Raw genomic sequence first — 25,679 nt, 5'->3', positions numbered from 1 at the left:
GGTTCAACACTAAAAGGTATCATAGAGGGATCAAAGCCATACCAGCATCACTTTATACCGGGTAGTTTCAAAGTTTACTTAACAATTCCAGAGTATTTTTATGCACTACTTTTTAATATTTTAGTAAAAACCTAAAAGCAGGTGGTGAAACGATGCGCGAAGCAGCGATGGAAAAGATGCTGGATGCGTCCGCGAAGGTGGGAAAGCGCCTGGGTGTAGGAGAATCAGTGGGCCGTATCTGGGGTTTTCTGCTCCTGAAATCGCGACCGGTAACGCAGAAGGAGATCGAAGCATGTACTGGTTTGAGCAGAGGAATGATCAGTCAATGTTTGCAGGGCATGGGAGAGCGAACCGTGGTTATTGTCAAACGGGAGGGAAGGGAAAAATACTATTCGAACAATCCCTCGCTAGCCACGAGTTACGGTGAACTCCTCGGGCGTCAATATGAAGAACGGCTAAAGCAGGTGATAGATTTCCTCTCTGAGTTTGCAGAAACAAGCGAGGATGATACGTTACGGGAATCTCTTCTCGCACTTAGAGCTGAATACAAAAAAGTGAGCTTCGCTTTTCTACTGTTCCCCCAGATAATCGCCCTGATAAATGGGATGAACTTAGATCGGGAAGATGTGAAGGAGAAGGCAAAAAGAATTTATATACGATTAGAGGATAATAGAAAGGAGGTGGAAAAATGAAAGATAGGAAAAAATTAGGCATAGTTATGACGGCGCTTTTAGCGGTTGTCGCGCTCTTATTACTCGCGGTAGCTTCGACTTACGCTGTCGAGGGCCCTGCAGTCATGGTTACCGGTTATACCATGGAGCCCGCAGTCTTGATGCCCGGCGACACTGGCACAATTACGCTCACCATAAAGAATATGGACACCCAGTCCTCAGAGACCGAGACGATCGTCGAGAATCCGTCGCTTACCTCGCAGAAGACGACCACGTCGACTCGAGGGATAAGTGCAGAGATAGATACGATACGATTGAGTAGCACGAGCAGAGATGTCGAGTGGTTGAGTAGCGGTACACAACGCACCGAATACTTAAACGTCGGTGCCTTGGGACCCGGTGAGAGCATAACAATCTCGTTCCCGCTAAAGGCCGCTACTTTTGCCCGCGACGGCACGTATTACCCCGAAGTGTACATCGAAGTGGACAACGGGGACAATGTGCGTTTCCCGGTCCCCGTGAAGGTGGACAGCAGTGAAGTGCTGTTACTCGAGGAGGATATACCATCAGAGATTTCGCTTGGCGAGTCGAAGAATATTGCGATCGCCGTAGCAAATAACAGGCCGAATATCGTAGAAGGGGTCAATGTATTTGTGAAGAAGAGCAACACTGACTTCGAATTTACGCCTGAGGGGCTCTATGTCGGCAATCTTGGAGCGTATGAGCAGCGAACTGTGAAATTCACTGTCAACCCACGTTCTGAAGGGATACACGACATTGCTTTTGAAGCGAGCTATAAGAACGGCAATAACGTGCATTCCAGTGATCTTACGTCGTCTATCACGGTAACGAGCAGATCAGACGTGCGACTTATTCTCGTGGATGCACCGGAATTTGTCTACCAGGGAGAGGTTGCAAGGATCGAATTTGACGTCGCGAACGGGATGACCAAAGATATTAAAGCGGTATCAGTGGTTCCTCTGGCCAGTGGGCTCAAACTGCTGCCATCAGAATATTTCATCGGTGATATGGAGGTTGGCGATGTCTTTTCCGCCTCGTTTGATCTTTATACAACCGATATGGATCTCGGCGAGACCTCGATACCCTTTAACGTCATGTACACGGATATTGACACCGACAAGCAATATAAACTAGCAGGTTATGAAGTGCAGGTAGAGATACGAGAGCAGCAGAAGAGCACAGTACCAAATCAGGCGATTGTGGGCGTAGTGGTGGTAATTCTTGTCGTTGTCGGTGTGGTTGTCTGGGTGAGAGCGAGGAGAAAGCGAGCACGAGAGACGAAATAGAGCGCGCAAGCAAAGAAGAGAATAATACATGATTCACACGGAACATCTCACGAAAATTTACCGAATGGGAGATGCGGAAGTTTACGCATTGCATGACGTGAACCTAGAGATAAAGGACGGCGAGTTCGTTGCGATCATCGGCCCTTCGGGCTCGGGCAAATCCACATTGCTCAATATGCTCGGCTGTCTGGACACGCCCACAAGCGGTTCCGTCTTCATCGAGAATATCAATACCGCGACGCTCAACGAAAACGAGCTTGCAGAGATACGCAGAGATAAGATTGGCTTCATATTTCAGCAATTCAACCTTGTCCATACGTTAAATGCGGTGGAAAATGTTGCGCTGCCCCTCTTCTTCTCCGGTGTGAAACGTGAGGCGCGACTGAAGAGAGCTGAGGAAATGCTAAAAAATGTCGGACTTGAGCACCGCAGGTATCATAAACCGTCGGAACTAAGTGGCGGGCAGCAGCAGCGGGTGGCTATTGCTCGCGCCCTCTCAAACAATCCTGAGATTATCATCGCCGACGAACCGACGGGAAACGTGGATAGTGAAACGGGTAAGGCAATAATGGATGTCTTAGGTGGGCTGAATAAAGAGGGACGCACGATCATCGTGGTGACACACGATCCCGAGATTGCAGCCCGTGCACAGAGAACAAAGCGGATGCGAGACGGCAGATTGCTTGATTGATTAAGTGAGTGAGCAATGAGAGATAAATTCCTCCTGGCCTACCGGAGCATACGGGAACGAAGAACGCGGTCAATACTCACTGTGCTCGGCATCGCGGTGGGTATAGCGGCTATCGTCTCCTTGGTGAGCGTCGGCTATGGTATGGAAGAGGCGATCACCGGCGAATTGAGTGGGTTTGCCGATCTCATCTCGGTGATGCCCGGGAAAATATCCGGGACAACGTATGTGGAGCAGGGGAGTTTCACGGATCGCGATATCAAAGATTTGCAGCGGATAGGCGGTATCAAGGCCATAACAGCAATGACGTACGATGCCGCGGAAGTGGAGTATCGGAATGAACGAACACCCATTTTTATCTTCGGTGGCGATACCAAGGAGCTGGGGAGCTTCTATGTGGATCCGGTCGGACTCAAGGAAGGGCGATGGCTCAGAGAGAACGATTATAAAGCCTGCGTCATTGGAGACCGTGTCGCTAACGAATTCTTCGATGAAACGGTACACGTGAACGATAAGCTGGTCATCAATGGCGAGAAATTCATTGTGATCGGCGTTTTTGAAAAGGCAAGCACGCTGTATGCAGCTGACGTCGATCCCCACATTTTTCTTTCGTTACGCGCTGCAAAGGACATTATGCAAACCGATGAGGTAAAATACATCATGGTGCGGGTCTATAATATCGATGAAGCCGAAGCAATAGCCGATGAGATCGAGGAAACGATCAACGATAATCACGGGCTCGATGATTTCGCCACCGCAATGACGATGGGCAGCGCCCTAGAGCAGATTGGATCAGTTTTTAGTATTTTACGGGGCGTCTTGGTTGGCATCGCAGCAATCGCACTCGTGGTCGCATCGATTGGCATTATGAACACGATGCTGATGTCGGTGATGGAGCGGACGCATGAGATCGGCGTGATGAAAGCAATCGGCGCAAAGAGCAGCGATGTCCTCTCGCTATTCCTCTTAGAATCGGGTATGGTGAGTTTGGTGGGCGGCGTGGTTGGCTGCATCATCGGCGTTTTTCTCGCACGAATCATAAGTCTCATTGCGGGCTCGGCACTGGGGATCGAGTTTGTCGCGTCTGTGAAAGCCGCGGTTCTCCTCGGCGGGATCGCGGTTGCAATGGGTGTCGGTGTGCTCTCAGGGTTCTATCCAGCACGGAAAGCATCAAAGATGAGCCCGGTTGAAGCGGTGAGGTACGAATAATGAGGGATTCCTTTTCGCTGGTTTATCGGAACATCAAGGAGCGCAAAACGCGTTCTGCGCTCACAATATTGGGTATTACGGTAGGTATCGGCTCAGTAATCGCCTTGATTTCCATCGGCTTCGGCATGCAAGCGGCCATAACGGATCAGCTCATAGAGATGGCTGATGTGATCATGGTGACGCCCGGCGCCCAGGACTTCGGCAGCTTCGGCTCGTTTGGCAGCTTTACCGACCGTGATCTGGCTGCGGTGAAACGGATCGATGGTGTCAAAGATGTCGTCGGGATGAGAGGCGAGATAGAAGACGTGGAATACCGTGATGAGACGTTCAGGCTGACGGTCACGGGTATCGATCCGCAGGATATCGTGGCGGTCTTTGGCGAGACGATTCAGCGAGAAGAAGGGGGAGCGGAGGGGATGGCAGCAGGACGAGATTTGCGCGAGAACGATAACAAAGCATGTGAAATCGGGTACAGCATCGCTTACGATTATTTTGAAGAGGATATTGGGGTTAATGATCGCCTTACGATAAACGGGAGCAAATTCAGGGTTGTTGGCGTACTGGAAGAGCAGGGAGGTTTCAGGGCCGAGGTTGATTCAGCGATCTACGTCACGAAGCGCGATTCGGTGACGATTCTTGATAACGATGATATTGCAGAAATCTTCGTTCGCGTGCGCAACATCGAGGACGCGGAGCGAATAGCGGCCGAAATAGAGGAGCGGATCGATGACAATCACAAATTGGATGATTTTACGTCGGCAATGACGATGGGAAGTGCAATCGAGCAGTTAGAATCAGTCTTCGGGATTTTACAAGTGGTTTTAATCGCTATCTCGTCTATTTCGCTGCTCGTTGCGGCCATGGGGATCATGAACACGATGCTGATGTCGGTGATGGAGCGAACGCATGAGATCGGTGTGATGAAAGCGATCGGTGCGAAGAACCGGAATATTCTCTCGCTGTTCTTGCTCGAGGCGGGTGTGGTGAGTTTAATAGGCGGCGTTTGCGGCTGTATCCTGGGCGTTCTGGGTGCTCGTGCGATTAGTTTCGGTATACAGACGGCGTTTGACGTGGAACTTGCCGCGATTGTGAAGCTCGAAGTGCTGCTTAGCGGCATCGCGGTTGCTGTGGTGGTGGGGGTCATTTCAGGGTTGTATCCCGCGCGAAAGGCCGCGAAGATGAGCCCGGTCGAAGCGGTGAAGTACGAATAAACGGCTTTTTCGTTTTACTGTTCCGGGAACGATTGGCCCTCCGGCTGCTCCGCTGCAGGCAATGAGAAATGCCCTTGTACTAGTAACCAATTACCGCCTCGGTTTTCCACAACTCCGGTCAGTCTTCCAGAGAGGGTAAGGTGCTTGCCGCTCACTTGTACGTGTATGGTGATATCTGAGGCAAGCCAGGCGACGTTTCCGGCTGCCGCGGTGGAAACCGAGAGCCAGTCGAAGGTCATTGCAACCGATTCTGATTGCGTGAAGTCGCGTTCGTACGCTCGCCTTAACTGTTCAGGCCCAATGTACTTCTCATCCTTCCCGGTGCCGATCGAGACCACATCAGGGTCGGGCGCATAACAGCTCATGACGGCGTCAACATCCTTATTCTCATACGCTTCGGCCATCCGTTCCAGAACAGCTCTTATCTCAGCCTCTGTTTTTTTATCTGCTTTCATCTTTCTCTTCGCCGTAATGTAGTTAGAACACACCGTTTTTTAAAAAAGATAGGACAGAAAGACCTTCGATAGAACTCAGATAACGACCGTAAACCCCGCAGTTTTTTTAAATATAGACATCATTCTAAAAAGCAATGGCTGAAGAGGTTCTAAAAGCTGAGATTAGACGCTTGGAAGGCGAAGAAAAAGCACACGCGAAGAAAGTACGGCTCAAGCAGGCTTACGCTGAACGTGCACGGGCGAAGCGTGATTTAAAGCGCATGGAAAAGACGCAGGCAGAAGAAGAGCACGCTATAGCCGTTTTACAGAAGATTCAAGCGGAGAAAAAACATGCAGAAACCGGGCTGCTGATACTTCGGTATGTGGAACGTCACCAACCCGTCGAGAGTGCGACCATAGCGCAGACATTTAGCGTACCTCCTGAGACCTTGGAAGAGTATATCACGAGTTTAGGTTTGGTAAATGATAGCAACGGGAACATTTTTGCAAATAAGGAGCGGATGACAGAGATAACGGTAACGAGAAAATTCGAGGCATGGGAGCAGGAACGCAAAGGCGTTATGGAAAGATTAAAAGTCATCGCGGAGCGCTATCCAGGGTTGACACGGGACGAGTTAAAAGAAGTGTATAAGTGTCATTATCCCGATGACGACCGCTTAGACCGTTATTTAAGAGAACGGGAACTGGTACTGGACCACAGCGACATAAAAGAATCACGAGCAGGCACGTGGATTATTATTGCATCGGTGGTGCTCTTGGTATTTCTAGTACTGATCACTGCCGTATCGGTACATGATCCCGGCGTTGTCGAAGAGGCCTGGGGCGGGCTTTACGTAAGTCTCTTTGGCCCATAGCATAAAAACCTCTTTTAATGCGTGGTTTAAACCGCAACAGGAATACAATCGGAACGATAGACTAAAAAAGAAAGAGAAAAAAAGAAAAAATGGAGAAAATACGCTACGCTAAGCGCTCGGCTTCTCCATCAGTTTCGTCTTCTTCAGGAGTTCGCCCTTTCTCGCGTGTGGCATGCGAAGTACGCTGTCAGAATACTTCTCAATCTCCCGTGCCTCTTTGGCGAGCTTTGCCGCCTCGCCGAGCAGCTCATGTGCCGCAGCCACGATGGGCACGTACTTCTCAGCCTCTTTCATCATGAAGCAGCCCTTAACGTCCAGCTCAGCCACCTTCTCCGCCATGCTGTACGCGGCAATGGCCTTTGCTTTGGCGTACGGGTTCGTGAAGCCTGCAGCTGCAACCGCTTTCTCCGCCGTAGCAACTATCTGTGGCAGTTTCACCTCGCCACCTGCCCGTATCTCGCTGATCACACGGTCAATCTCATCTGCCACCAGCTTCACCACACCGGTTGTCGCGAGCACGGACATGACATCAACGTTAAAGATCGCCATCTCCACGGGATCGAGGAACTCACGTCGCGCGCCGATCATCGGATCGCCCGGAATAATAATGAAGCCGAAGCCGTCCTCTTTTAGTTTGTCCTTGGCCTTCAGTGCCGGTGCGTCCGAGAGCACAATACACGGTATGCCCTTCTCATTCGCCATCTCTCGTGCTTTCTTCGGGCCTGGGAGAGCCGCATTCGGGCTGAGTACCAATACCAGATCCGGCCCCCAATCGAGTAAGCGAGCGGCGTCTGGTGCAGCTTCCGGCGTCATCTTCGCGCCCGTTCCGAATACTCGAACGTCTATGTCCTCTCTGTCAGCTCGCTCGTCCAGCAGCAAATCCGCTATGCGTGATATTCCGATATTCCCCAATTTTATAAATCCAATCTTTACTACGTCCATCTAAGATCACGCTTTATGGGTAGGTCGCCACCAGATATAAAACCTGCGGTTTTTGTCACGCTTTTCTGTCTGAACAAAGAGCCTGTGCTAGTGTACCACGTTGCAAACGCATAGGCGCTATCAAACCTCCGCCTATGCCTTCTCTCCGTCAGTTGCGGTATTCTTCGTTGGAGAGACAGTATATCGCTACAACCATCTCAGTGCATTCACCTTTGTTGATTGCCTGTTTAACCGTCCATTTAATCTTTTTGTCCATGAGCTTCACCATGTGATTCGGTGAAACTACTGACAACATAACTTTGGGACTCCAGACAAATTGTGTTCAAGTTCCATCATGCTAAAGAGGATCATATGATTGAAATTATATTCTTCGAAGTGAGTTTTATAAAAAAAAGCCTCCACTCTACCATCGGGGCATCAAGCAGTGCTGCGGCATTGTACAAGCCCAAATGAGGAAAGCCGCGGAGCAGAAGAGCTTTCTGCTCATGGTGCTGCGCGCGTTTCTCCGTGTGGAGACACACCAGCTGCAAACCGGCATCACTTGGTATGGTAAAAGTCATACATCATTCGCGATGCAATTCGAGCTTATCTGGCTTGGCTCATCCTCGGTACACGCTCGGTTCAAGCGCGTAAGTCCTAACTAGTATAATTTTCTAATCCTTTCATGTAGTGCATCCGTTAGGCGTAAATCTATTACGGCAACGTCAGTTTCCATTTTTACATTTAAGATGCACCAACTTTGTAACCAGCTCGTCATATCGAGGATCTTCAGGGAGCAAGCAAGTGACCACATCTGCACCAATTTTTTTTTCAATTTTTTCTCCACAAATGGCACAAACCTCTTCGGCTGCTTTTCGTTGTCTCTTGAGTTTTTTATAACATTTACTATGGAAATATCTCCACTTAGCCATCTCATCTATCACAAAATCATTAGCCGGTATCACTTCATCACAAAAAGCACATAAATGCCCACTAGAATTACTGATTCGTTTTCCATCTGTCTGGGGCTTTAAATGGCCGCTCACCGAAGTCCCGCATTTTGAACAAAATCTATCCCCCTCCTCAAGTTCAGCCCCACAGTTTTTACAAAACATACATTTACTGAAGTTTTTTAGCTTTAAAAAGTATGCACATCTTTTTCTACTGTGGAGTCCTAATATTATTTCGCCTACTATCCAAAAGAGCTTGCTCCTTCATAAACATACCTCCTGTTTGTATCATGCAAGGAACATCACCAGAATGCTCTCGCTTCTCATTTTCCGGACAAATGCATCATTCGGGTTTTCACCGCATTCCAGGTCACGAACTCCTGGATGCGGTTATTGTACCACTCCACTATGCGAACGCATAAGCGCTATCAAACCTCCAACCATTGTTTCTCCACACTAGTTTTTGAATTCTTTGTCTGAGAGAGGGTGGCAATCAAGCGTGGTATCTAATCCGTGAATCTCGTCCGTGTCAAAGTCAGTGTTACGATAAACAGAAGAAAGCCTTTATCTGCGCTTCTACCTCTTTATTCCGGAAGTGCCGCTGGTCAAGCGCGCCGGTGGGACAGGCAGCGACGCACGTCCCGCAGCCTTTACAAAGCGCGTCGATCACTTCCAGCTTATCATCGTCCAGCCGTAACGCGCCGTACGGGCATTTGTCCACGCAGATTCCGCACTTCACACATGCAGACTCGTCCACAACCGGCGTTATCGCTTCTGGAACGACGAATCCGCGTGCCATCGGTATAGAAGCCCGTGACGACGCGCCTAAGGCTTGCGCTATGCTTTCAGGAATATCGCGTGGGCCGTGAGCGGTCCCGCAGACGTAAATGCCGTCGGTAGCGAAATCCAGCGGTCTGAGCTTTACGTGCGCCTCGTAGAAGAAGCCGTCCGGCCCCAGTGGCACTTTGAGCATCTTAGAGAGTTGCTCGAACTCCGGAGTGCTGATCAGCGGCGTGGAGAGAACAATTAGGTCGGCCTCCAACTCGAGTTCCTTCCTGATATTCTCGTGATAGACCCGCACATTCGTACCTTCGACGTTAGGCTCGTTTCCCGGCCCGAACTTCACGAACCGTATCCCCTTCTCCCGTGCTTCGATGAGCAGGTACTCGTATTCGCCGTAGACGTTTATGCCCCTGTGCAAAACGTAGATCTCGGCATCGGGCACAGTATCCTTTATCACTAATGCGTTCTTCAATGCCGTGGTGCAGCAGATCTTGGAGCAATAGGAGAACTTCCGGCCACGAGCGCCAACGCACTGGATCATCACGATCCGTTTGCCGCCGAGTTTGGAGAAATCCCCGGCATCGTCACACGCCCGCAGCCGCGCTTCTAATTCTAATTGCGTTATAACGCTCGATCCGTCATAGTCGTAAAACCCGTCCGGCTTGTATTCCGCGGCACCGATCGCGACGATTATCGTGCCCACGTTCAAGACCTCCTCCGCTTTTCCCTCAGCAGGGGTTATCGTCGCGTTAAAATTCCCGACGTAGCCCTCGACCTCCTTCACTATGGTCGACGTCCAGATCGTGATCCGCTCTTCGGCTTCGACTTCCTTGATCATGGCATTCACGAATTCAAGGGCGTCCACAAAGGTAGGATAAAGCTTGTAAAGCTGTCGCGCCATTCCGCCCAAATCGCGCTCCTTCTCCACGATATGCACGTCAAACCCCTGTCGCGCGAGATTCAAGGCCGCGGTCATGCCGCTTATGCCACCGCCGATAACGAGCGTTTTCGGCTCCACACTCACCCGCTTCTCATCCTGCGGCTCTAAAAGCGCAGCCTTTGCTACTGCCATTCGCACAAGGTCTTTTGCCTTCTCCGTCGCCTTCTCCGGCTCACGCATGTGGATCCACGAGCAGTGGTCTCGGATGTTCGCGAACTCGAAGATATACTTGTTGAGCCCGGCATCTTCGCACGCTTTCCGGAACAGTGGTTCGTGCGTTCGCGGCGTGCACGCAGCGACCACAATCCGGTTCAGGTTATGTTCTCCGATCGCCCTTTTTATCGAATCGATCCCGTCTGAAGAGCAGGTGTAAAGGTTCCTTTCCGCATACACGACGTTCGGAAGCGTCTTCGCATACTCGGTAACCGCAGGCACGTCTACCACACCACCGATGTTCGATCCACAGTGGCAGACGAATACGCCAACCCGTATCTCATCGTCATTCGCGTCCATTTACTCCTTTTCTCCCCCCTCATCTCCTCTACTACTTTTTCTTGCGATGATTTCCGAAGCTTCCGCGGCTGCGGCACTCGCCTGTGCCACGCTCTCCGGGATATCCTTCGGACCCTGCGCGTACCCAATGAGGAATATCCCTTTCTTTTCCGTTTCGATAGGCGCGCCAAGCGGATCCTTAGGCGAGAAGAACCCGTACTCGTCCACTGCGATGCCCAGCACTTCTGCAAGCTCTTTTGAGCTCTTGCCGGGTATCGGAGCGGTATTCAGGACGACCAACTCGGCCTCCATGCGCTCGATCGTTCCCGAGTCCATATCTTCATATTTGATTATGATATTCTTGGTCTCTGGGTCTTCGAGTAGCTCCCCCGGCATCCCCCGTATATACTTTATCCTGTATTCATCCCGCCCTCGATCCACGTATTCCTGCGATCTCTTTCCCACCGCTCGCAACTCAGAATAAAGGATGTACGTCTCTATCTCCGGATAATGCTCCTTCGCAAGTATAGAGCCCTTGGTGGAATTTAAGCAGCAGACACTGCAACAATACGGATAGTTATCGCGGTCCCGCAATCCGACGCATTGAATGAACGTGATTGTCTTCGGCACTTCGCCGTCCGAAGGCCGTACAAGATGCCCCTCTTTCGGCCCACCGGCGCATATAAGCCGCTCGAATTCAAATGCCGTTATCACATTCACGTAGACGCCGTAACCGTACTCTTTGAACTGCGACGGGTCAAGCAAGTCATAGCCAGTCGCTACAATGATCGCATCGACATCGAGTTTGATCTCTTCCGGCTTCTGCGCGAAATCGATGGCTTTAGGTCCGCACGCGTCAACGCAGGGTGGTGATTTCCCGCATTTCCCTTTCGTAAGCATGAGACAGTGCTCGTCGTCGATGAGCGCCACGCGTGGGACTGCTTGGATGAAATAGAGCGAGATCGCGGATCGCTTGCCCAGACCCATATTGAAATCGTCAGGAAATCGCCCTTTGAGCCGGCAAGCCCAAGCACAATCGCCACAACCGGTGCATTTAGCCTCATCCACATAACGGGGCTTCTTCAGGATCTTCACTTTGAAGTCTCCCGCTGAGCCTTCTAGCCCTTTTACTTCCGCGTTGGTTATCACCGTTACGTTCGGATGGTCGAAGCATTCCAACATTTTAGGCGCGAGTATGCAGATGGAGCAGTCATTGGTGGGGAATGTCTTATCAAGCTGCGCCATTCGGCCGCCGATGGAAGGCTTCTTTTCCACGAGGTAAACGTCGTGTCCTCGATCGCCAAGGTCTAAAGCCGCCTGTATTCCCGCTATGCCCCCTCCAATCACCAAAACGCGTCCCATATTATTCCGCCTCCCTAACCGCTTCCGCGAGGATCGTTACCAGATCCTTTATCTCGATCTCGACGTCTCTACCGGCCGGGAGTTCGCCACACTGCCCGCATTTCAAATGCGCTTGACATTTCGGGCATGAGGTTACCAGCACCTCACTTTTGGTCGCCGTCGCCTCCTCCAATCTGTCCAGTTGCATCATTCGGTTCGCGCTTCCGCAGCCAACCCACGCATTCGGGCCGCCGCAACAGTTCGCAATATCCCGTGAATGCGCCATCTCCGCGACTTCAAATCCGGCTTCCTCCAGTAAGAATCGCGGCGCGTCATACACACCGAGATATTTGCCAAGCCTGCACGGGTCCTGATACGTAACCTTTTTCCGCGGTTCCTTTCCGTTTTCGCCCAGGCGCAGTATCAGCGTGCCTTTTTCCACCTGCTCCTGCAGGAACTCTGAAATGTGCAAAACTTCGAGATCAAAGTCCGTGACTTTCGGGTATTTCTGTTTCATTATCCAGTAGCCCTCGGGGCATGAGCACACCACTCGTTTCGCGCCTGCGTCCTTCATAAGCGAAGTGTTGTATCTCGCAAGCGTCTCAAAGTTCTCGTCGTCTCCGATCCAGTAAAGGTCATGCCCGCAGCACTTCTCCTGCTCCAGGATCACGGGTGCCACACCTGCTTTGTTCATCAGGAATACCGCGTCCCTCGGTATGCGGGCTACGTCATCGCCTATGCGTTCCAGCGGATTATCAAGTGAGCAGCCCACCTCCTTGAAAAGGAACTGGTACAGCGGAGAGCATCCGGTGAAATATACGACGTCCCCTTTTGAACTCGTTTTGAGCCCTTCAAACAGAGCCCGTCTAAATCTACCGTCTATTTCCGTTTGCGCCATTATGCGTGCCGATGAGAGGAAGAGGTTGCCGTGAGTTGGTCGCGCTTCGTAGCCTTCCAAGAGCATTTTCCGCCTCACTTGTCGCGTGAATTCTGGATAATCCACCACCGCGGGGCAGACGTCCTTGCATCGCCCGCAGGTGAGGCAATCAAACGCTACCTGCTCCACGTCGGTATCGAACCCGAAAATGGCGTTGCCAACGGTAACGCGCGGCGAAAAATCCTTCACCTCAGAAACAGGGCAAATAGAGGTGCATTTGCCACATTCCGCGCAGTAGTAAACTGCAGTATCCGCAATAATGGTATCTAAATCTTTTAATTTGGCTTTCGGCTTTTCTACCCTTATCTCGTTCTTGCCAATGCGCTTAATTTCCTCTACGAATCCCGTTACCTCCTTTGCGAACTTTCCGCCTTCGGCTGCCGAAACAAACAGGATCTTCAACCGTCCGGGCTCAATGCCGATAACGCCGAGCAATTCCTTGAGCATCAAAACCCGCTGCTCCGCCTTCTCGTTACCCGAAAGGTAATGGCAGTCTCCGAGGTGGCAGCCCGCGATCATAACGCCGTCAAACCCGCGTTCGAACGCTCGGAGCACGAGATAGGGGTCTACACGGCCTGCACACATCACGCGTACTATTCGTACCCCTGGCGGATACTGAAGCCTGGCCGTACCTGACAGGTCTGCGCTTGCGTACGCGCACCAGTTACAGCAGAAGACCAATATCTGCGGTTCGAATCCTTTTTCGTCCATAAGCTCCTACGTAATCGCTTCAATCATCGATCTTATTTGTTCTAAGGATGAATATCTACAGGTAATCGCTCTGGCGGGGCACGCGACGGCGCACACACCACAGCCCTTGCAGAGAGCATCGTTCACTTCGGCTACCAGTAAGCCGCCCGATTCTTTAAGCGTTATCGCTCCGTATTCGCAGATCTGCTCACAGAGCCCGCAGCCCCTGCAAAGTGTCTCGTCCACGCGTGCAGTTTGCGGTTCCGCCGCTATAAACTCCTTAGATAGGATGCCGCAAGCCCGTGATGCCGCTGCACTGGCCAGAACAAAGCATTCATCCAGCGTTGTAGGGTGAATGGCAGAACCACAGATGAACACGCCTTTGTTAGGTGTATCAACGGGCGTCAGGTTCATACGCGGGCGCTCGCGTGCTTCCAGAAAGAATCCATTTTCATCCAGCGGGATTTTGAACAGCTCGCTCAGGTGTTCATTCCCTTCATACGGTTTCATCCGCGTGCTCAGCACGACCAGATCGGGCTGTAACAGTAGCTCGTCATTAAGTGTAACTTCGTGAACGGAGATGATGCCGTCCTCCACTTCTGGCGGACGCTCTTTATCGTATCTGAGAAAGATTACGCCTCGTTCTCGCGCCTCGCGGTAGACCAATTCCCATTTACCGTACGTCTTGATCTCCTGGTGGAGTACGAATACGTTCGATTCAGGCTTAAGTTTCTTCGCTCGTAATGCGTTCGTTACTACGCTGATGCTGTTCTGCTTTTGATACACTCCTTCGCCTGGCGCCCCATCTTGAATCATAACGATTGTGCTGGCATCCTCCACGGCAGGGCCGTCCTCCAGCATCGTTGCAAACTCGGATTGCGTTATTACGTTTTTATCGTGCCCATAGCCGAAATACCCGCCTTCAGGTGCGGATTCGCTTGCAACAGTCGCGAGTACAGCAACGCCAAATTCTAGCTCCACATCCGCCCTATCTCCGCGTATTCGTGCCTTGAATTCCCCGGATCTGCCCCAAACATCCGCTACTTTCGCATTGGTATACACCGTTACCCGTGCATTATCTTTTATTCGGGCAACAAGACCGTTTAAAACGTCAGAAGCACTTTCTCCAGTTAGTAACTTCGGGATGGTGTTCAGCAATCCGCCGAGTTTTGGCTCTTTCTCTACGAGATAAACGTCATACCCTGCATTTGCAATGTCGAGCGCAGCGGACATTCCCGCGGCACCGCCACCGATAACGAGCGCTTTCGGCGTCACCGGATAGAGCTCGGCGGGCTGATCTTCAAGATGTCTCGCGCGTTCGACCGCCATAGTTATAAGATCTACGGCCACTTCAGTCGCGTCTTCGCGCTCGTGCACCCATGCACAGTGCTCCCGTATGTTCGCGATCTCCAGCAGATAGGGATTCAACCCTGCCTTCGCACATGCGCCTCTGAACAGCTCTTCATGCCCTCGCGGTGTGCAGCCGGCAAATACTACCCGGTTCAGGCGTTGGGCTCTTATCTCCCGCTCTATCACAGTCCGTACGTCCTCGCAGGTGTTTATCTCGCCGTTTACGTAAACAACGCCGTTTTGGTTCTTTATACGCTCAACAACCGCGGAGATATCCACGGAATTGCTTATTTCACCCTCACACCCGCAGATGAAGACCCCGATCCGTGGCTCAACGTCAGCCGCAACCACTTCACGATCCTTTTCCAGCCGCTCGACGCGCTCAGAGAGTAAAGAAGCCTTTAAAGCGGCTGCACTGCCCTGCGCCACACTTTCCCACACTTTCATCGGTGCGTTCGCGGTCCCGCAGACGAAGATGCCTGAAATGTTCGTCTCCAGTGGCTTCGTGAAGCTCGTTTCTACGTAGCCCGAGTTACCGTCCGTCTTTACGCCGGTTATTTCCGCGAGTTTACGTACCGTTCTTGACGGCCGGAGCCCAACCGCGAGGACCACCATGTCGAGATCCAATCGCGCAACCGATCCCTGCTCGAAATCCTCGAACTTAACCGTCAAGGTCTCGCCCTCAGAAACGACCTCGGGCACTCGCGACCGTATGTACTTCACGTTATATCTGTTCCTTATCTCTTCCACTAACGCCTCGTCCTTTCCAAATACCCGTAAATCCAGGTAAAAGATGTAAGTATCAACACCAGGGAATCGCCGCTTCAATATCCACGCCTCCCTCGCCGTATAAGCGCAGCAAACGGTGGAGCACTGCTCGTTCTCGGTGCACCGCGAGCCGACACACTGGATAAAACCTACCCTCTTCACTGGCGCACCGTTCGATGGTCGCAGCAGTTCTCCGGTTTTCGTAGCGGCCCGGAGCATTCGTTCGAACTCCAACGAGGTAACGACGTCCGGATGATCGAGTGAATAACTTCTGGATATGGCCTCGAAGAGCTCGTAACCGGGGGCTAACACGATACTTTCAACCGTTATCTCCTTCCCGGAAACGGTCAACGTGAAATTGCCCGCAGACCCCGATACGGCCTCCAACTCGCTGGAGAGCAAGAGTTCGATGTTAGGATGGTTCTCCACCTCGGCAATCAGTGGAGCTAAGCCTACCTTGCATTCCGCAAGCTCAGACATCTTGCCACCCAGTTCTTGGTTCTTCTCTATCAGGTAGACCGTGAACCCAGAACGTGCGAGATCGAGTGCCGCAGAAATCCCAGAAATCCCGCCGCCTACAACTGCAATCCCCATTTGCATTATCTCCTTACGGATTCGTTGTTAATATAATTCTAAATCCTCTGTATGTGATTTAAAAAGAACGGGGATAAAGGTCTGTAAATGGTTCTGGCTATGAACTCTCACTTCTTTTGCCCGCGCTGCTTACCGATGATCGTATCAAGCGCTGTTATGAATTTCTCTTCCGACCCCTTGGGTATGGATGCTCCCGCGGCAACAGGATGTCCGCCGCCAAAACCGTCTACCGCCCCTGATGCTTGCTCCATCGCTACAGCGAGGTCTATCCCTCCTGATGCCGACATTAGTTTCTTGTTACACCGCGCTGATATCCTCGTCTCTTCGTCTTTCTGGTCCTCCGCAACTTTGTCTTTCTTGTTCAGCACTATTACGGGCTTTCCCGTGCAGATATACTCCGCTACGATGCCGGCTAACGTGCCCGTTACGCCGCCCTCCTGCACGAAGAAGTAGAAGATATGGTTAAGCTCTTTTATTGCATCTGCTTCGCTTTCCAGTCTACTCAACTCGGAGACAAGTTTGCTTTGAATATTCAGGTATAACGAGGTCGCTTCTTCTACCAGGTTCGCCTCACGCAGGCACAGCCCTATTCCTATACCCGATTTGCCCAATCGACCGCACGCATCTACCATCCTCATAAAATCCATGCCATCCCGTATCACCTCAGAATGGAGCGTGTACGAGGTTCCTACTAATGCGTCATCGCTGATACAAGCTTGCGATTCCCGTAAGAGCGCTAACAACTCGGCAGTCAGCCTTTTCTCCTCTGCCTTATTTAAAGCGCTCAAAAGCGTATCTTTGGCTATTCCCATCTTCTCCAAAAACGCATCCACCCATTCCACTTTACCTGCGAGCGGGAGGTAGGGATCGGTAGCGAAAAGGATTGAATCTCTGATCTTACCGACTCCGAGCTTCAGACCAGTTTTAACCGTAACAACGCCCTCCTGCACCGCCTCGTCCACAATCAGGCGGTTAATTCCGGTTTCAAGATCCAATTTATCGCCTAATGTCCCCGCGATCGCGAGTCCGGCAAGGTCTATGTTGCCCGTATCGTCGCCTGACGACATACACCGTGCTACGAGATAAGAGAGCCCTGCAGCGCAAATTGTGCTGCCACGCTCATTGGTCAACTCACGCTTTTCCGCACCACGCAGGCAGCAGGGATTGATAAGGACTGAGGAAGAGGACGATGCGTGAAATGCCGGGACTGACGTTGCAGGCGCGTGGTGGTCTATGATTACCACGTCCTTCCTGAGATTCTCGGATAGCAGATCGGATTGCGCGGTGCCCATATCGCAAATTATGATCAGGCTCTCATCCAAATCCTGAATAAAAGAGCGTTCCAATTTGTTCACAATCGTCGCGTGGAACTGTATGCCTCGTCGAAGTAACGCGTTACAGATAATTCCTGCGGATGTTATCCCGTCTGCGTCGTAATGCGAGATCACACGCGCGTGTTCATGCCCGTTGATGATCTTCGCTGCCTGTTCCACGCTCTTTTGCAATGTTGCCATAGCATAGATAAAAAAGAAATGCTGTTGAAACAGCACTAAAATCTTCAAGCAATTCGATAAGAAAAAGCTTTTTCTTTGATAATCCTCTCTTTATTCTCTGCACGAAAAAGTCTGTCTGATAGGGCGTGTGGCCTAGCAAGGATATGGCGGCAGCCTCCTAAGCTGCAAATCACGGGTTCGAATCCCGTCACGCCCGTGCCCGTATCATCTCACTATCTACAACGATGACGTCCTTTATCGCCTTAACGGCTTCGAACGGTACGAAGATGTACTCGTCTTCCATTTTGAACTTGCTCGTGTCAAGCTCAGCAGCGGGTTTAACCACAAGTTCCCGCAAAATGCCCGTTCCCGCATCAGCCACTATATTGTGCAACGTGCCCATTTCCCCCCCCTCTGAGTTCACAACCCGTTTATTACTCAACCGCAATACCGATATACTTTGCATTTTCATTCCTCTTCCCCCCACACACACCTTCACCTTCTAGGTATATCAACCTTTCCTTTTTCTTCCTCACCCCGTAATTTGTCACGGAGTTTTAAAAAATGTTTGCCCCCGACATTCACAAAAAAAGCCGGTGCACCCCGGGTAATACTAATTCGTTCTTCTTCTCCGATCGCCCGGTAAAATTGCCCATCGATCACCAATTCGGCATTCTTCCGCTCCAGAAGTTCAAAGCGTATCTCGCTGGTTATATCAACGACGGTGGGTCGTGCAGCGAGTTTAAAGGGCGCGATTGGCACGATTATGGTTGCATTCACCTGGGGGTCTACGATGGGTCCGCCGGCACTCATGGCATACGCAGTGCTGCCTGTGGGCGTTGCGAAGATCACACCGTCCGCACGTAACCGTTCCAACTCCTCGTCATCGATAAAGATGGCAAAGTGAAGCATCTTCCCGGGTTTGGAGGTTATGACGACTACTTCGTTCATCGCATACGGTGTCTTCTCTTCCGATCCGTTGATCGTTACGGCAAGTCGCTCCTTTTGCTCGACCTCAAACCCTTCTAGCAGTCGTGTGAGTGTAGAAACGCTTTCTTCCGGCTGCACCTCCGCTAAGAAACCGATAGCACCCATGTTTATTCCTAACATCGGCGTTGGTGTTTGTAACGCATGAAGCGCCCGTAGAATGGTACCATCGCCGCCAATGCAGATCAGAAGATCAACGGACATCTCGTTCAGTTTCATTCCGCGCGTTTGAAGCTTATTCGCTGTTGATTCATCGAATACAATGTCAACTCGATCCTCTATGGATTCGATCAGCTTATTTAATACGATGATATCCTCGTCCCTACCTTTACATACGATCCCAACGCGTTTCGGCTGAATTACGGTCATTCTTTACGTACGTTATTCAGAGAGTTTGAATATCGCCTCAGCTAAATCACCGTTCGTTTCGGTTAACGCAGCTTTCGCCTCTGCCTCGCTGCATCCCGCTTTTTCCATTACGATCGCTACGTCCTCCTGAGAGATGCTCAACTCGGGCTCTAATTCAGTTCTCGGGCGTTTTACCGGCGTACCGGTTATCTGATACATCTTCGACCCCGGTGCGTCCATAACGGTAACGACGGCGTCCTCAAAAACGAGCTCGGCATCTGCGGTTCTTATCACGACCTCTTCAACATCGCTCAGCTCTTCGAGGCTTATGCCCAGCTGTTTCATCTGCTGGCTTAACACCTTCGGATTCACGCCTACTCCCTTTCTAAATCCACCACGCATTTTTCCTTGCCTTTTTATTTTAAAATAGCACTATCGTATGTATAATATAAGGTATAACGAACGAAACGAACCAAAAGAATAAAGCGGTTACGTTTCGTCACCAGTCACCGCGGCAAAAAGCTTAACGTGGCGCATAAAGAGCAAAGAGGGGCCCGTGGTCTAGTTGGTTATGACGTCGCCTTTACGAGGCGAAGGTCATGCGTTCGAATCGCATCGGGCCCATTCCCTACAGCGGATGAATCCATCAGAAAGCATATAGTTTTATAAATAGCTTGTCCTATATATTTTGTGATTAAAAATGGCTGCAGGGGAGCCTAGGATATTCGGCAAGTTTGAACTGCATGAGGCACCTAAGCTGCGAGATTGGGAACTCTACTTCGGAATAGAGGATAGGGATGGCGCTGATGCCTGGAAGTCGAAGTACCCTTCGATACAGAAGTGGCTGCGCCATCTGAGAAGGTACACGAAGAGCACGAGTACGATGAGCGTGTATCTGCGCATACTTCATCGGTTCTGTCAATATACCAGCTACGGACCTGATGAGCTGGTAAAACTCCCGCCTGAAAAGGTGGAAGAGCTTATTATGGATTTTGTTGATGAGCTTGGCGAAACGAAGTATAGTCGAGCGTACCTTAACAGTATCATCAGGAGACTCCTGTCCTTCTTCAGGGTAAACGGTTACGAGACCTTAAAGGTGCGAACGTATTTCGTGCCCGCGCGATACCGGAAGAAGAAGGAGTACATCCCGACTAAGGACGAGATGTATCGAATTGCCGATGGCGCCGGTAGTGCACGGAATAGAGCATTACTCCTATCACTCTTTAGTTCTGGATTACGAATCAGCACACTCTGCGCACTGAACTACGAGGACGTACGGGATGATGTGGAGAACGGTAAGGAGATCATCAAAATTCCGGTGTATCCCGAGATGAAAGAACGCGTGCCTGATGCCTGCAAGGGGAACATCCCTTATTGCACCTTTATCTGTGCAGAAGCAGCTCAAGTATTGAAGGCATTCCTCAGGGAACGAAAAGAGAAGTTCGTGAACATAGCACCGGACGAGCCCCTGTTTTGCTCTGACTGGACGCTCTGGAAGAAAGCGGAGCGCATGTTGCATAGACCAGCACCACAAACGGTGAATAAGATAATCAAAACTGCGGCACGACGCGCAGGGATAGAGCAGTGGGAGCATATCTCCGCGCACTGTTTGAGAAAAGCGTTTGAATCGGTGCTGAGAGAACCGACAGTCGATGGAGGTCGCATGGATCCGAGCACGCAGCAGTTTCTGTTTGGCCATATCCTTCCTGGCTCTCAGGACGCCTATTATGATAAGGATAAGGTTGAATATCACCGTGCGGAATACGCGAAATTAAACTTCGCACGGAGCCCGATGGAGACAAAGCTTACGGATATCTTGTTAGCCTCGGTGAGGGCGGCTTCTGCGGGCATAAGCGATGATCCGGAGAAGATTATCGGGCAGTATATAAAAGCAAAATACGGCGAGGGTAAAGAGATATTATGGCGATTGCTCCCGCAGGAAGAGCAAGTCACGCTCATTAAGGACGCGATGGAATGGAAACGCGGGCAGCTCGTACCGGAGGTTAAAACAGCCGAAAAGGTAATTTCCGTTGAGAAGTTAGAAAGTTATTTGAGCAGGGATTGGAGTTTTGTCGCGAAAATAGATGATTATCGCTGCGTGGTGAGGAGAAGACCGGCATAAGCGATCGAGCCCTACTTCTCCAACGGGCAGCTGACATTCTTAACCTCGTGGAACCAGGATTATCCGCTCCTTATCGAGCAGCTCGTCCATTTCCCGCTTGCGGCGCATGATGACAGGCCGGACGCTCTTGCCGGAACGATCAAACTCATTACGCAGGGGCAAGAGAGAGCTACAATCCTAGTGCCGAGGGGGAGGTGACGGTACTATTAAAGGAATTATCAACTTACTAAAAAGCTCAGAATACGACATTGGATAAAATCTGACTTGACTAAGGCCTCCAGGTATGGCAGAAATAGGGAGGAATGATGGTAATAAAAATGATTCCTTGTTCAGTCAAAAACTTTTCTTTGAAGTAAAAGGCATCAATATACATGCGCCTTCTCATTACGCTTCGAGCAGCAAAATCTCAGAGCTATGAAAGTATGTATCATCATAAGCTCCAGGGATTCATTTATGGACTTTTACGAGACTCAGGATTCGAGATGGTTCACGACAAAGCGGGTTATAAATTCTTCTGCTTTTCAAATATCTTTCCGATAAAAGATATGGCAGAGCGGGATATTTTGAAGTTGATTATTGCATCGCCAAATAAGGATCTAGTTGCTTCGTTAAGGGATACACTACAGAATTTTCCCGCGCATGGGCAGGCAGCAAATATCGGTGAAATGTCTTTTGAGGTGCTGGATGTAAAGAGCCTTGATGTGAAGCTAACGAGGAGGAATTTGAAGGTGCTTACAGCAACGCCAGTAATAATCAGGATACCCGAGCGGAATTATGATAAATATGGCATACCAGAGGATGAGAGGAAACAGAGATATGTTTATTGGCGACCGAAATATTCATTTGATGCTTTTTTGAAGCAGTTGAGTGAGAATCTGATAAAGAAATTTAACGAATTTAACGGTACGAATATAGAAAATTACGATCTGTTCGAGCAGTTTATGTTCCGGAGACCCACAGCTACCAAGGTGGTTATTGACGGAAAGGAATACGTGATGGTAGGAAGCATGTGGGAGTTTGTCTGGAGTTATTTGGATGATGTGCAACTGAGAGTAATAGAGTTTGGGTTAGACGCGGGATTTGGAGAACGGAGTTCTTTGGGGTTTGGATTCGTGAATAGGGTTGGAGAGAGAAAAGAAAATTTAGACGAAAGAAATATTGTGAGTTCGCGAGGGCACTAAGAGCACCATTGCGAGCGTTAAAGTAGGAGGAAGAGAGATGGAATCTGAGTCGGATATAGGTGCATTACTGTCTAAAGAGATGTTCTTCAGCGGTACACAGGTGAATTATTACGTCATTTGTAAGACGAAATTATGGTTGTTCTCGCATTTTGTCACGATGGAGCAGAGTTCTGATCTTGTCTCTTATGGTAAGCTGGTGCATGAGACTTCGTATGGGGGCGATAAGAAGAAGGAGATTGTTATAGATGATCGAATAGCGATAGATTTTATCCGAAAGGGAGATACACTCGTTTTACACGAGGTGAAGAAGGGAAAGAGGCTGGAGCGGGCGCATCGATATCAGCTTCTTTACTATCTGTTTTATTTGGCGGAATTGAAAGGCATGGAGGACGTGGAAGGCGAAATAGACTATCCTCTGTTGCGTAAGAAGGAGAAGGTGGAGCTTACTGATGCATTGAAAGAGGAGATAAAAACCATACTGAAAGGTATACAGGAGGTGGTTGCATTGCCAGAACCACCACGACCTTCGTATCTGAGAATCTGTCGTAAGTGCGCGTATTTTGAATTTTGCTGGGTGTGAGGAGGAAGAGCGATGAAAGTGAACTACTACATCTTAAGGAACGGGGTGTTGAGGCGGAAGCAGAACACGGTGTATTTCGTGTACAAGAAGAATGCGGAGAGTAAGGAGGAAGAGGAAGAGAAGGTATTTGAGGCAGAGGTAGAGGGAACTGAGGCGGAACTCAAGATAGAAGCTGAGGAACAGGAAGGGGCGAAAGCGAAGCCGGGGATCGAGAAGAAGATCCTTCCGATCGAGCGAATAAGTGCGATTTACGCGTACGGGCGGATATCATTTACTTCTGGTGTTATTAGCTATCTCTCGAAATACGGGACACCGGTGCATTTCTATAACTATTATGGGTTTTACGAGGGTAGTTACTATCCCCGGGAGCGGTTACTGTCGGGTGATTTAGTGATAAACCAGGCGAGGCACTTTATAGAGAAGAAGAAGCGGCTGGAGCTGGCGAAAGCGTTTGTGCAGGGTGCCGCGGAGAACATCATGCGGAATCTCGAGTATTACAATCGAGAAGGAAGAGCAGTAACGAAACAGTTGGAGGAGATACAGGCTTTAAGTACACGAATAGACAGTAAGGAGACGAACACGGTGCAGCGGTTGATGGCGCTCGAAGGCGCGATACGAAACACGTATTATCAGAGCTATGATAAGATCGTGCCGTCGGGATTCAAGTTCGGAGTTCGGACGAAGCAGCCGCCGGAGAATCCGTTGAATGCGTTGATCAGCTTTGGCAACTCGCTGCTGTACGGTACGGTGCTGACGGAGATTTACAATACGCAACTGAACCCGACGATAAGCTATCTGCACGAGCCTTCGGAACGCCGTTTTTCGCTGTCTTTGGATATAGCGGAGGTGTTCAAGCCGTTTCTGGTCGATCGAGTGATCTTCAAATTGGTAAACAAGCACATGCTGAGTGAAGGCGATTTTGTGCAGGAGCTGAACTCGTGTTTGCTGAACGATAAAGGGCGGCGGACGTTTCTGGCGGAATGGGATGAGAAGCTGAAGACAACGATCAAGCATCGGGATTTGAAGCGGAACGTGTCGTATCAGCGGCTGATCCGGCTGGAATGCTACAAACTGACGAAGCATTTATTGGGCACGAAGCCGTATAAGCCATTTGTGATCTGGTGGTAAAAAACTTTTTTGCGCGAAGCGCAAAAACCTTGACTAAAAATACGCGAACGCGGTCTGTTTCGTGTAAAACCTTGGCTGAAAACACGTGTAAGCTGTTGGGGGAGATGAAGAGTCAAAGGGAACGCCGAAAGGTATAATTAGAAGGAAGGGAAATAGTGAAGCAGGTAGATGAAGAAATTAGAGCTAGCGAAGGAATTTGCACGAACGTTGAAAGACGCAGCAGCGGAGCGGATAATTTTGTATGGCTCGGTGGCACGGGGCGAGGATACTGAGGAATCCGACGTGGATATCCTAGTACTATCGAGCGATAAGCAAAAGACCAAAGGCAAAGTGATTGAAAAGGCAATAGACATACTGCTTGATACGGGCACATATATATCCGTTAAAGTTATTACTCCTGGTGAGTTTGAGCGGTTGAAGAATACGCATTTTATCTCGCAGATAACGAATGAGGGTGTGGTAATTGGATGAGAAGTTAGTATTGATGGAGCGAGCAGGTGAGAAGTTAGAGGTAGCGAGGAGTTTATTGGAGGATGGCTTTTATTCAGACGCGGTGAGCAGGGCGTATTATGCGATGTTTTTCGCTGCACGGGCGTTGTTAGCAGAGCGAGACGTATATTCAAAGACGCACCGGGGAGTTATAGCTCAGTTTGGATTGGAATTTGTAAAGGCGGGCACATTTGAGCGGGATATTTTCGACTTGTTCGCCCGTGCGCAGGAAGACCGTGAGGAGGCAGATTATGGACTCCTGGCCGAGATAGGCGAAGAGGAGGCGAGGAAGATAGTAGAAGGAGCTGAACTGTTCTTGAAAGAGTGCGAAGAGTTCAAGGGATGAGATTTTGATATGAATTGACTAAGCAAGGATGAGAAATGTTCGTGATAATCGTGTATGATATGGGTGTAGAACGCGTGACGAAGATCTGCCAGTACCTGCGGCGGTCTATGGATTGGGTGCAGAACTCCGTTTTTGAAGGCGAGCTGACGGACGCGGAGTTCAAGCGTATCCAGCACGATGTGAAAGAGCTAATGGAAGCGGACGTGGATTCGGTGCGGTTCTACACGTTTCGGACGAAGGATCAGGTGAAGATAGAGACGCTGGGCGTGGAGAAGGCGGATATCGGGTGCATCGTTTAACACTTTTTGGAGAAAGAACCTGCGCAAAAATCTTTGCTAAAAAATATAAGTTCTTTTGATCTAACTTTCTTAAAATTTGAATGGGAAATGCAAAATAGAAAGAGTAAAAGTTAAAGTATGCTTGAATCTTCCCTGTGTAAAAATCGTCTACATTTTAACCTCATGAGTCTGAAATTACTTTATTTCTCCCAAAATTAGATGATGGTGGATGGAGTAATATCTAAATCCTGTAGAAGCAATCTATGGTTCACATATTTCCTGACTTCTATCATCCTTCCATCTCTTAGTACGACTTCTTCAGGGATAATTACTTTACGTAAATCTGTTTTAAGAATTTCTTGGAGTAAATTCCTATTACGCTTTCTAACTAGCTGAAATTGCTCTTCCAATCTATTCCATTTTTTTAGAACATCATTTTTGAGTTGTTCTTTAAATTTATAAAAATCATACTCTTGTCCATTATAAATTATCGAATGTATCATACTATTTTCTGAAGGCTCCAGGAGTTCTATGTAGTCCTCATTGATGTTAACTTCATAGTTATT

Annotated in this window: 26 protein-coding genes and 2 tRNA genes; 16 read left to right on the top strand and 12 right to left on the bottom strand. The window is 49.8% G+C overall.

The genetic code is table 11. From position 1 onward, the window contains the following. Window positions 1-152 precede the first annotated feature (152 nt). The 5 genes from JW878_04120 to JW878_04100 are packed head-to-tail and all read left to right on the top strand — an operon-like array spanning window position 153 to window position 5,086. Window positions 153-692, top strand: coding sequence for a hypothetical protein (locus tag JW878_04120; GenBank protein MBN1762249.1), 540 nt, complete (start codon window positions 153-155; stop codon window positions 690-692). Then, window positions 689-1,978: a hypothetical protein gene (locus JW878_04115; protein ID MBN1762248.1), complete on the top strand. Its 1,290-nt coding sequence runs from the start codon at window positions 689-691 to the stop codon at window positions 1,976-1,978. The genes JW878_04120 and JW878_04115 overlap by 4 nt, the downstream gene beginning before the upstream one ends. A 28-nt stretch (window positions 1,979-2,006) precedes the next feature. Next, entirely contained in the window at window positions 2,007-2,669 is a 663-nt protein-coding gene (locus JW878_04110; GenBank protein ID MBN1762247.1) for an ABC transporter ATP-binding protein, read from the top strand. Window positions 2,670-2,684: 15 nt separating this feature from the next. After that, window positions 2,685-3,875 carry an ABC transporter permease gene (locus JW878_04105; GenBank protein ID MBN1762246.1) on the top strand — a complete coding sequence of 397 codons (1,191 nt, stop codon included), beginning with the start codon at window positions 2,685-2,687 and terminating at the stop codon, window positions 3,873-3,875. Beyond that, on the top strand, window positions 3,875-5,086 hold the full coding sequence (locus tag JW878_04100; GenBank protein MBN1762245.1) for an ABC transporter permease: 1,212 nt from the start codon (window positions 3,875-3,877) through the stop codon (window positions 5,084-5,086). The genes JW878_04105 and JW878_04100 overlap by 1 nt, the downstream gene beginning before the upstream one ends. Window positions 5,087-5,100: 14 nt before the next feature. Here the strand turns inward: JW878_04100 and JW878_04095 are convergent, their stop codons facing one another. Next, window positions 5,101-5,541: a nuclear transport factor 2 family protein gene (locus JW878_04095; GenBank protein MBN1762244.1), complete on the bottom strand. Its 441-nt coding sequence runs from the start codon at window positions 5,539-5,541 to the stop codon at window positions 5,101-5,103. A gap of 134 nt (window positions 5,542-5,675) precedes the next feature. Here JW878_04095 and JW878_04090 point away from each other — a divergent pair, with 134 nt between their 5' ends. After that, the gene (locus JW878_04090) at window positions 5,676-6,395 is read left to right on the top strand and encodes a hypothetical protein (protein ID MBN1762243.1); all 720 of its coding nucleotides are present in this window, start codon (window positions 5,676-5,678) and stop codon (window positions 6,393-6,395) included. 108 nt (window positions 6,396-6,503) lie between these two features. Here the strand turns inward: JW878_04090 and JW878_04085 are convergent, their stop codons facing one another. Further along, a complete protein-coding gene (locus JW878_04085; protein MBN1762242.1) occupies window positions 6,504-7,337 on the bottom strand; it encodes a F420-dependent methylenetetrahydromethanopterin dehydrogenase in 834 nt (277 codons plus the stop codon). A 449-nt stretch (window positions 7,338-7,786) separates the two neighbouring features. Here JW878_04085 and JW878_04080 point away from each other — a divergent pair, with 449 nt between their 5' ends. Further along, entirely contained in the window at window positions 7,787-7,981 is a 195-nt protein-coding gene (locus tag JW878_04080) for a hypothetical protein (protein ID MBN1762241.1), read from the top strand. Between the two features lie 60 nt (window positions 7,982-8,041). Here JW878_04080 and JW878_04075 read toward each other — a convergent pair whose 3' ends face one another. From JW878_04075 to JW878_04050, 6 genes are all read right to left on the bottom strand, one after another. Further along, window positions 8,042-8,431, bottom strand: coding sequence for a zinc ribbon domain-containing protein (locus JW878_04075; GenBank protein ID MBN1762240.1), 390 nt, complete (start codon window positions 8,429-8,431; stop codon window positions 8,042-8,044). 376 nt (window positions 8,432-8,807) lie between these two features. After that, a complete protein-coding gene (locus JW878_04070) occupies window positions 8,808-10,502 on the bottom strand; it encodes a CoB--CoM heterodisulfide reductase iron-sulfur subunit A family protein (GenBank protein MBN1762239.1) in 1,695 nt (564 codons plus the stop codon). Further along, entirely contained in the window at window positions 10,503-11,843 is a 1,341-nt protein-coding gene (locus tag JW878_04065; protein MBN1762238.1) for a CoB--CoM heterodisulfide reductase iron-sulfur subunit A family protein, read from the bottom strand. 1 nt (window position 11,844) lies between these two features. Next, window positions 11,845-13,470, bottom strand: a complete 1,626-nt coding sequence (locus JW878_04060; protein ID MBN1762237.1) for a hydrogenase iron-sulfur subunit — start codon at window positions 13,468-13,470, stop codon at window positions 11,845-11,847. Window positions 13,471-13,476: 6 nt separating this feature from the next. Next, window positions 13,477-16,161: a CoB--CoM heterodisulfide reductase iron-sulfur subunit A family protein gene (locus JW878_04055; protein ID MBN1762236.1), complete on the bottom strand. Its 2,685-nt coding sequence runs from the start codon at window positions 16,159-16,161 to the stop codon at window positions 13,477-13,479. Between the two features lie 107 nt (window positions 16,162-16,268). After that, the gene (locus tag JW878_04050; protein ID MBN1762235.1) at window positions 16,269-17,675 is read right to left on the bottom strand and encodes a DHH family phosphoesterase; all 1,407 of its coding nucleotides are present in this window, start codon (window positions 17,673-17,675) and stop codon (window positions 16,269-16,271) included. A 121-nt stretch (window positions 17,676-17,796) separates the two neighbouring features. On the opposite strand from JW878_04050, the gene JW878_04045 reads away from it, so the two are divergent. Further along, a tRNA-Arg gene (locus tag JW878_04045) sits at window positions 17,797-17,871 on the top strand. Here JW878_04045 and JW878_04040 read toward each other — a convergent pair. From JW878_04040 to JW878_04030, 3 genes are read right to left on the bottom strand one after another with little or no spacing between them, the layout of a single operon-like run. Continuing rightward, window positions 17,863-18,120, bottom strand: coding sequence for a PRC-barrel domain-containing protein (locus tag JW878_04040; protein MBN1762234.1), 258 nt, complete (start codon window positions 18,118-18,120; stop codon window positions 17,863-17,865). The two genes, JW878_04045 and JW878_04040, sit on opposite strands and share 9 nt — an antisense overlap. A gap of 29 nt (window positions 18,121-18,149) precedes the next feature. Further along, entirely contained in the window at window positions 18,150-19,010 is an 861-nt protein-coding gene (locus JW878_04035; protein MBN1762233.1) for an NAD(+)/NADH kinase, read from the bottom strand. A gap of 12 nt (window positions 19,011-19,022) precedes the next feature. Continuing rightward, entirely contained in the window at window positions 19,023-19,391 is a 369-nt protein-coding gene (locus JW878_04030; GenBank protein MBN1762232.1) for a nascent polypeptide-associated complex protein, read from the bottom strand. Window positions 19,392-19,539: 148 nt separating this feature from the next. On the opposite strand from JW878_04030, the gene JW878_04025 reads away from it, so the two are divergent. The 8 genes from JW878_04025 to cas2 all read left to right on the top strand — a co-directional run bounded on the left by JW878_04025 (window position 19,540) and on the right by cas2 (window position 25,134). Continuing rightward, window positions 19,540-19,613 (top strand) — tRNA-Val (locus JW878_04025). Between the two features lie 76 nt (window positions 19,614-19,689). Further along, the gene (locus JW878_04020) at window positions 19,690-21,111 is read left to right on the top strand and encodes a tyrosine-type recombinase/integrase (GenBank protein MBN1762231.1); all 1,422 of its coding nucleotides are present in this window, start codon (window positions 19,690-19,692) and stop codon (window positions 21,109-21,111) included. 482 nt (window positions 21,112-21,593) lie between these two features. Further along, window positions 21,594-22,292 carry a CRISPR-associated endoribonuclease Cas6 gene (cas6, locus tag JW878_04015; protein ID MBN1762230.1) on the top strand — a complete coding sequence of 233 codons (699 nt, stop codon included), beginning with the start codon at window positions 21,594-21,596 and terminating at the stop codon, window positions 22,290-22,292. A gap of 37 nt (window positions 22,293-22,329) precedes the next feature. Continuing rightward, window positions 22,330-22,872, top strand: a complete 543-nt coding sequence (cas4, locus tag JW878_04010; GenBank protein ID MBN1762229.1) for a CRISPR-associated protein Cas4 — start codon at window positions 22,330-22,332, stop codon at window positions 22,870-22,872. A 12-nt stretch (window positions 22,873-22,884) separates the two neighbouring features. After that, window positions 22,885-24,000, top strand: a complete 1,116-nt coding sequence (cas1b, locus tag JW878_04005) for a type I-B CRISPR-associated endonuclease Cas1 (GenBank protein ID MBN1762228.1) — start codon at window positions 22,885-22,887, stop codon at window positions 23,998-24,000. Window positions 24,001-24,168: 168 nt separating this feature from the next. Next, window positions 24,169-24,471, top strand: coding sequence for a nucleotidyltransferase domain-containing protein (locus JW878_04000; GenBank protein ID MBN1762227.1), 303 nt, complete (start codon window positions 24,169-24,171; stop codon window positions 24,469-24,471). Window positions 24,472-24,484: 13 nt separating this feature from the next. Further along, complete coding sequence (locus JW878_03995) at window positions 24,485-24,835, top strand: HEPN domain-containing protein (protein MBN1762226.1); 351 nt, start codon at window positions 24,485-24,487, stop codon at window positions 24,833-24,835. Window positions 24,836-24,870: 35 nt separating this feature from the next. Then, a complete protein-coding gene (gene cas2, locus JW878_03990; protein ID MBN1762225.1) occupies window positions 24,871-25,134 on the top strand; it encodes a CRISPR-associated endonuclease Cas2 in 264 nt (87 codons plus the stop codon). A 194-nt stretch (window positions 25,135-25,328) separates the two neighbouring features. Here the strand turns inward: cas2 and JW878_03985 are convergent. After that, window positions 25,329-25,679, bottom strand: a 351-nt coding sequence (locus JW878_03985; protein MBN1762224.1) for a hypothetical protein, incomplete at its 5' end; no start/stop codon positions are given.

It is taken from the genome of Methanomicrobia archaeon, assembly GCA_016930255.1.
In the GTDB taxonomy this organism is placed as follows: domain Archaea; phylum Halobacteriota; class Syntropharchaeia; order Alkanophagales; family Methanospirareceae; genus JACGMN01.
The sequence above is the reverse complement of the archived record's forward strand: the minus strand, read 5'-3'. Positions and strand labels throughout refer to the sequence as shown.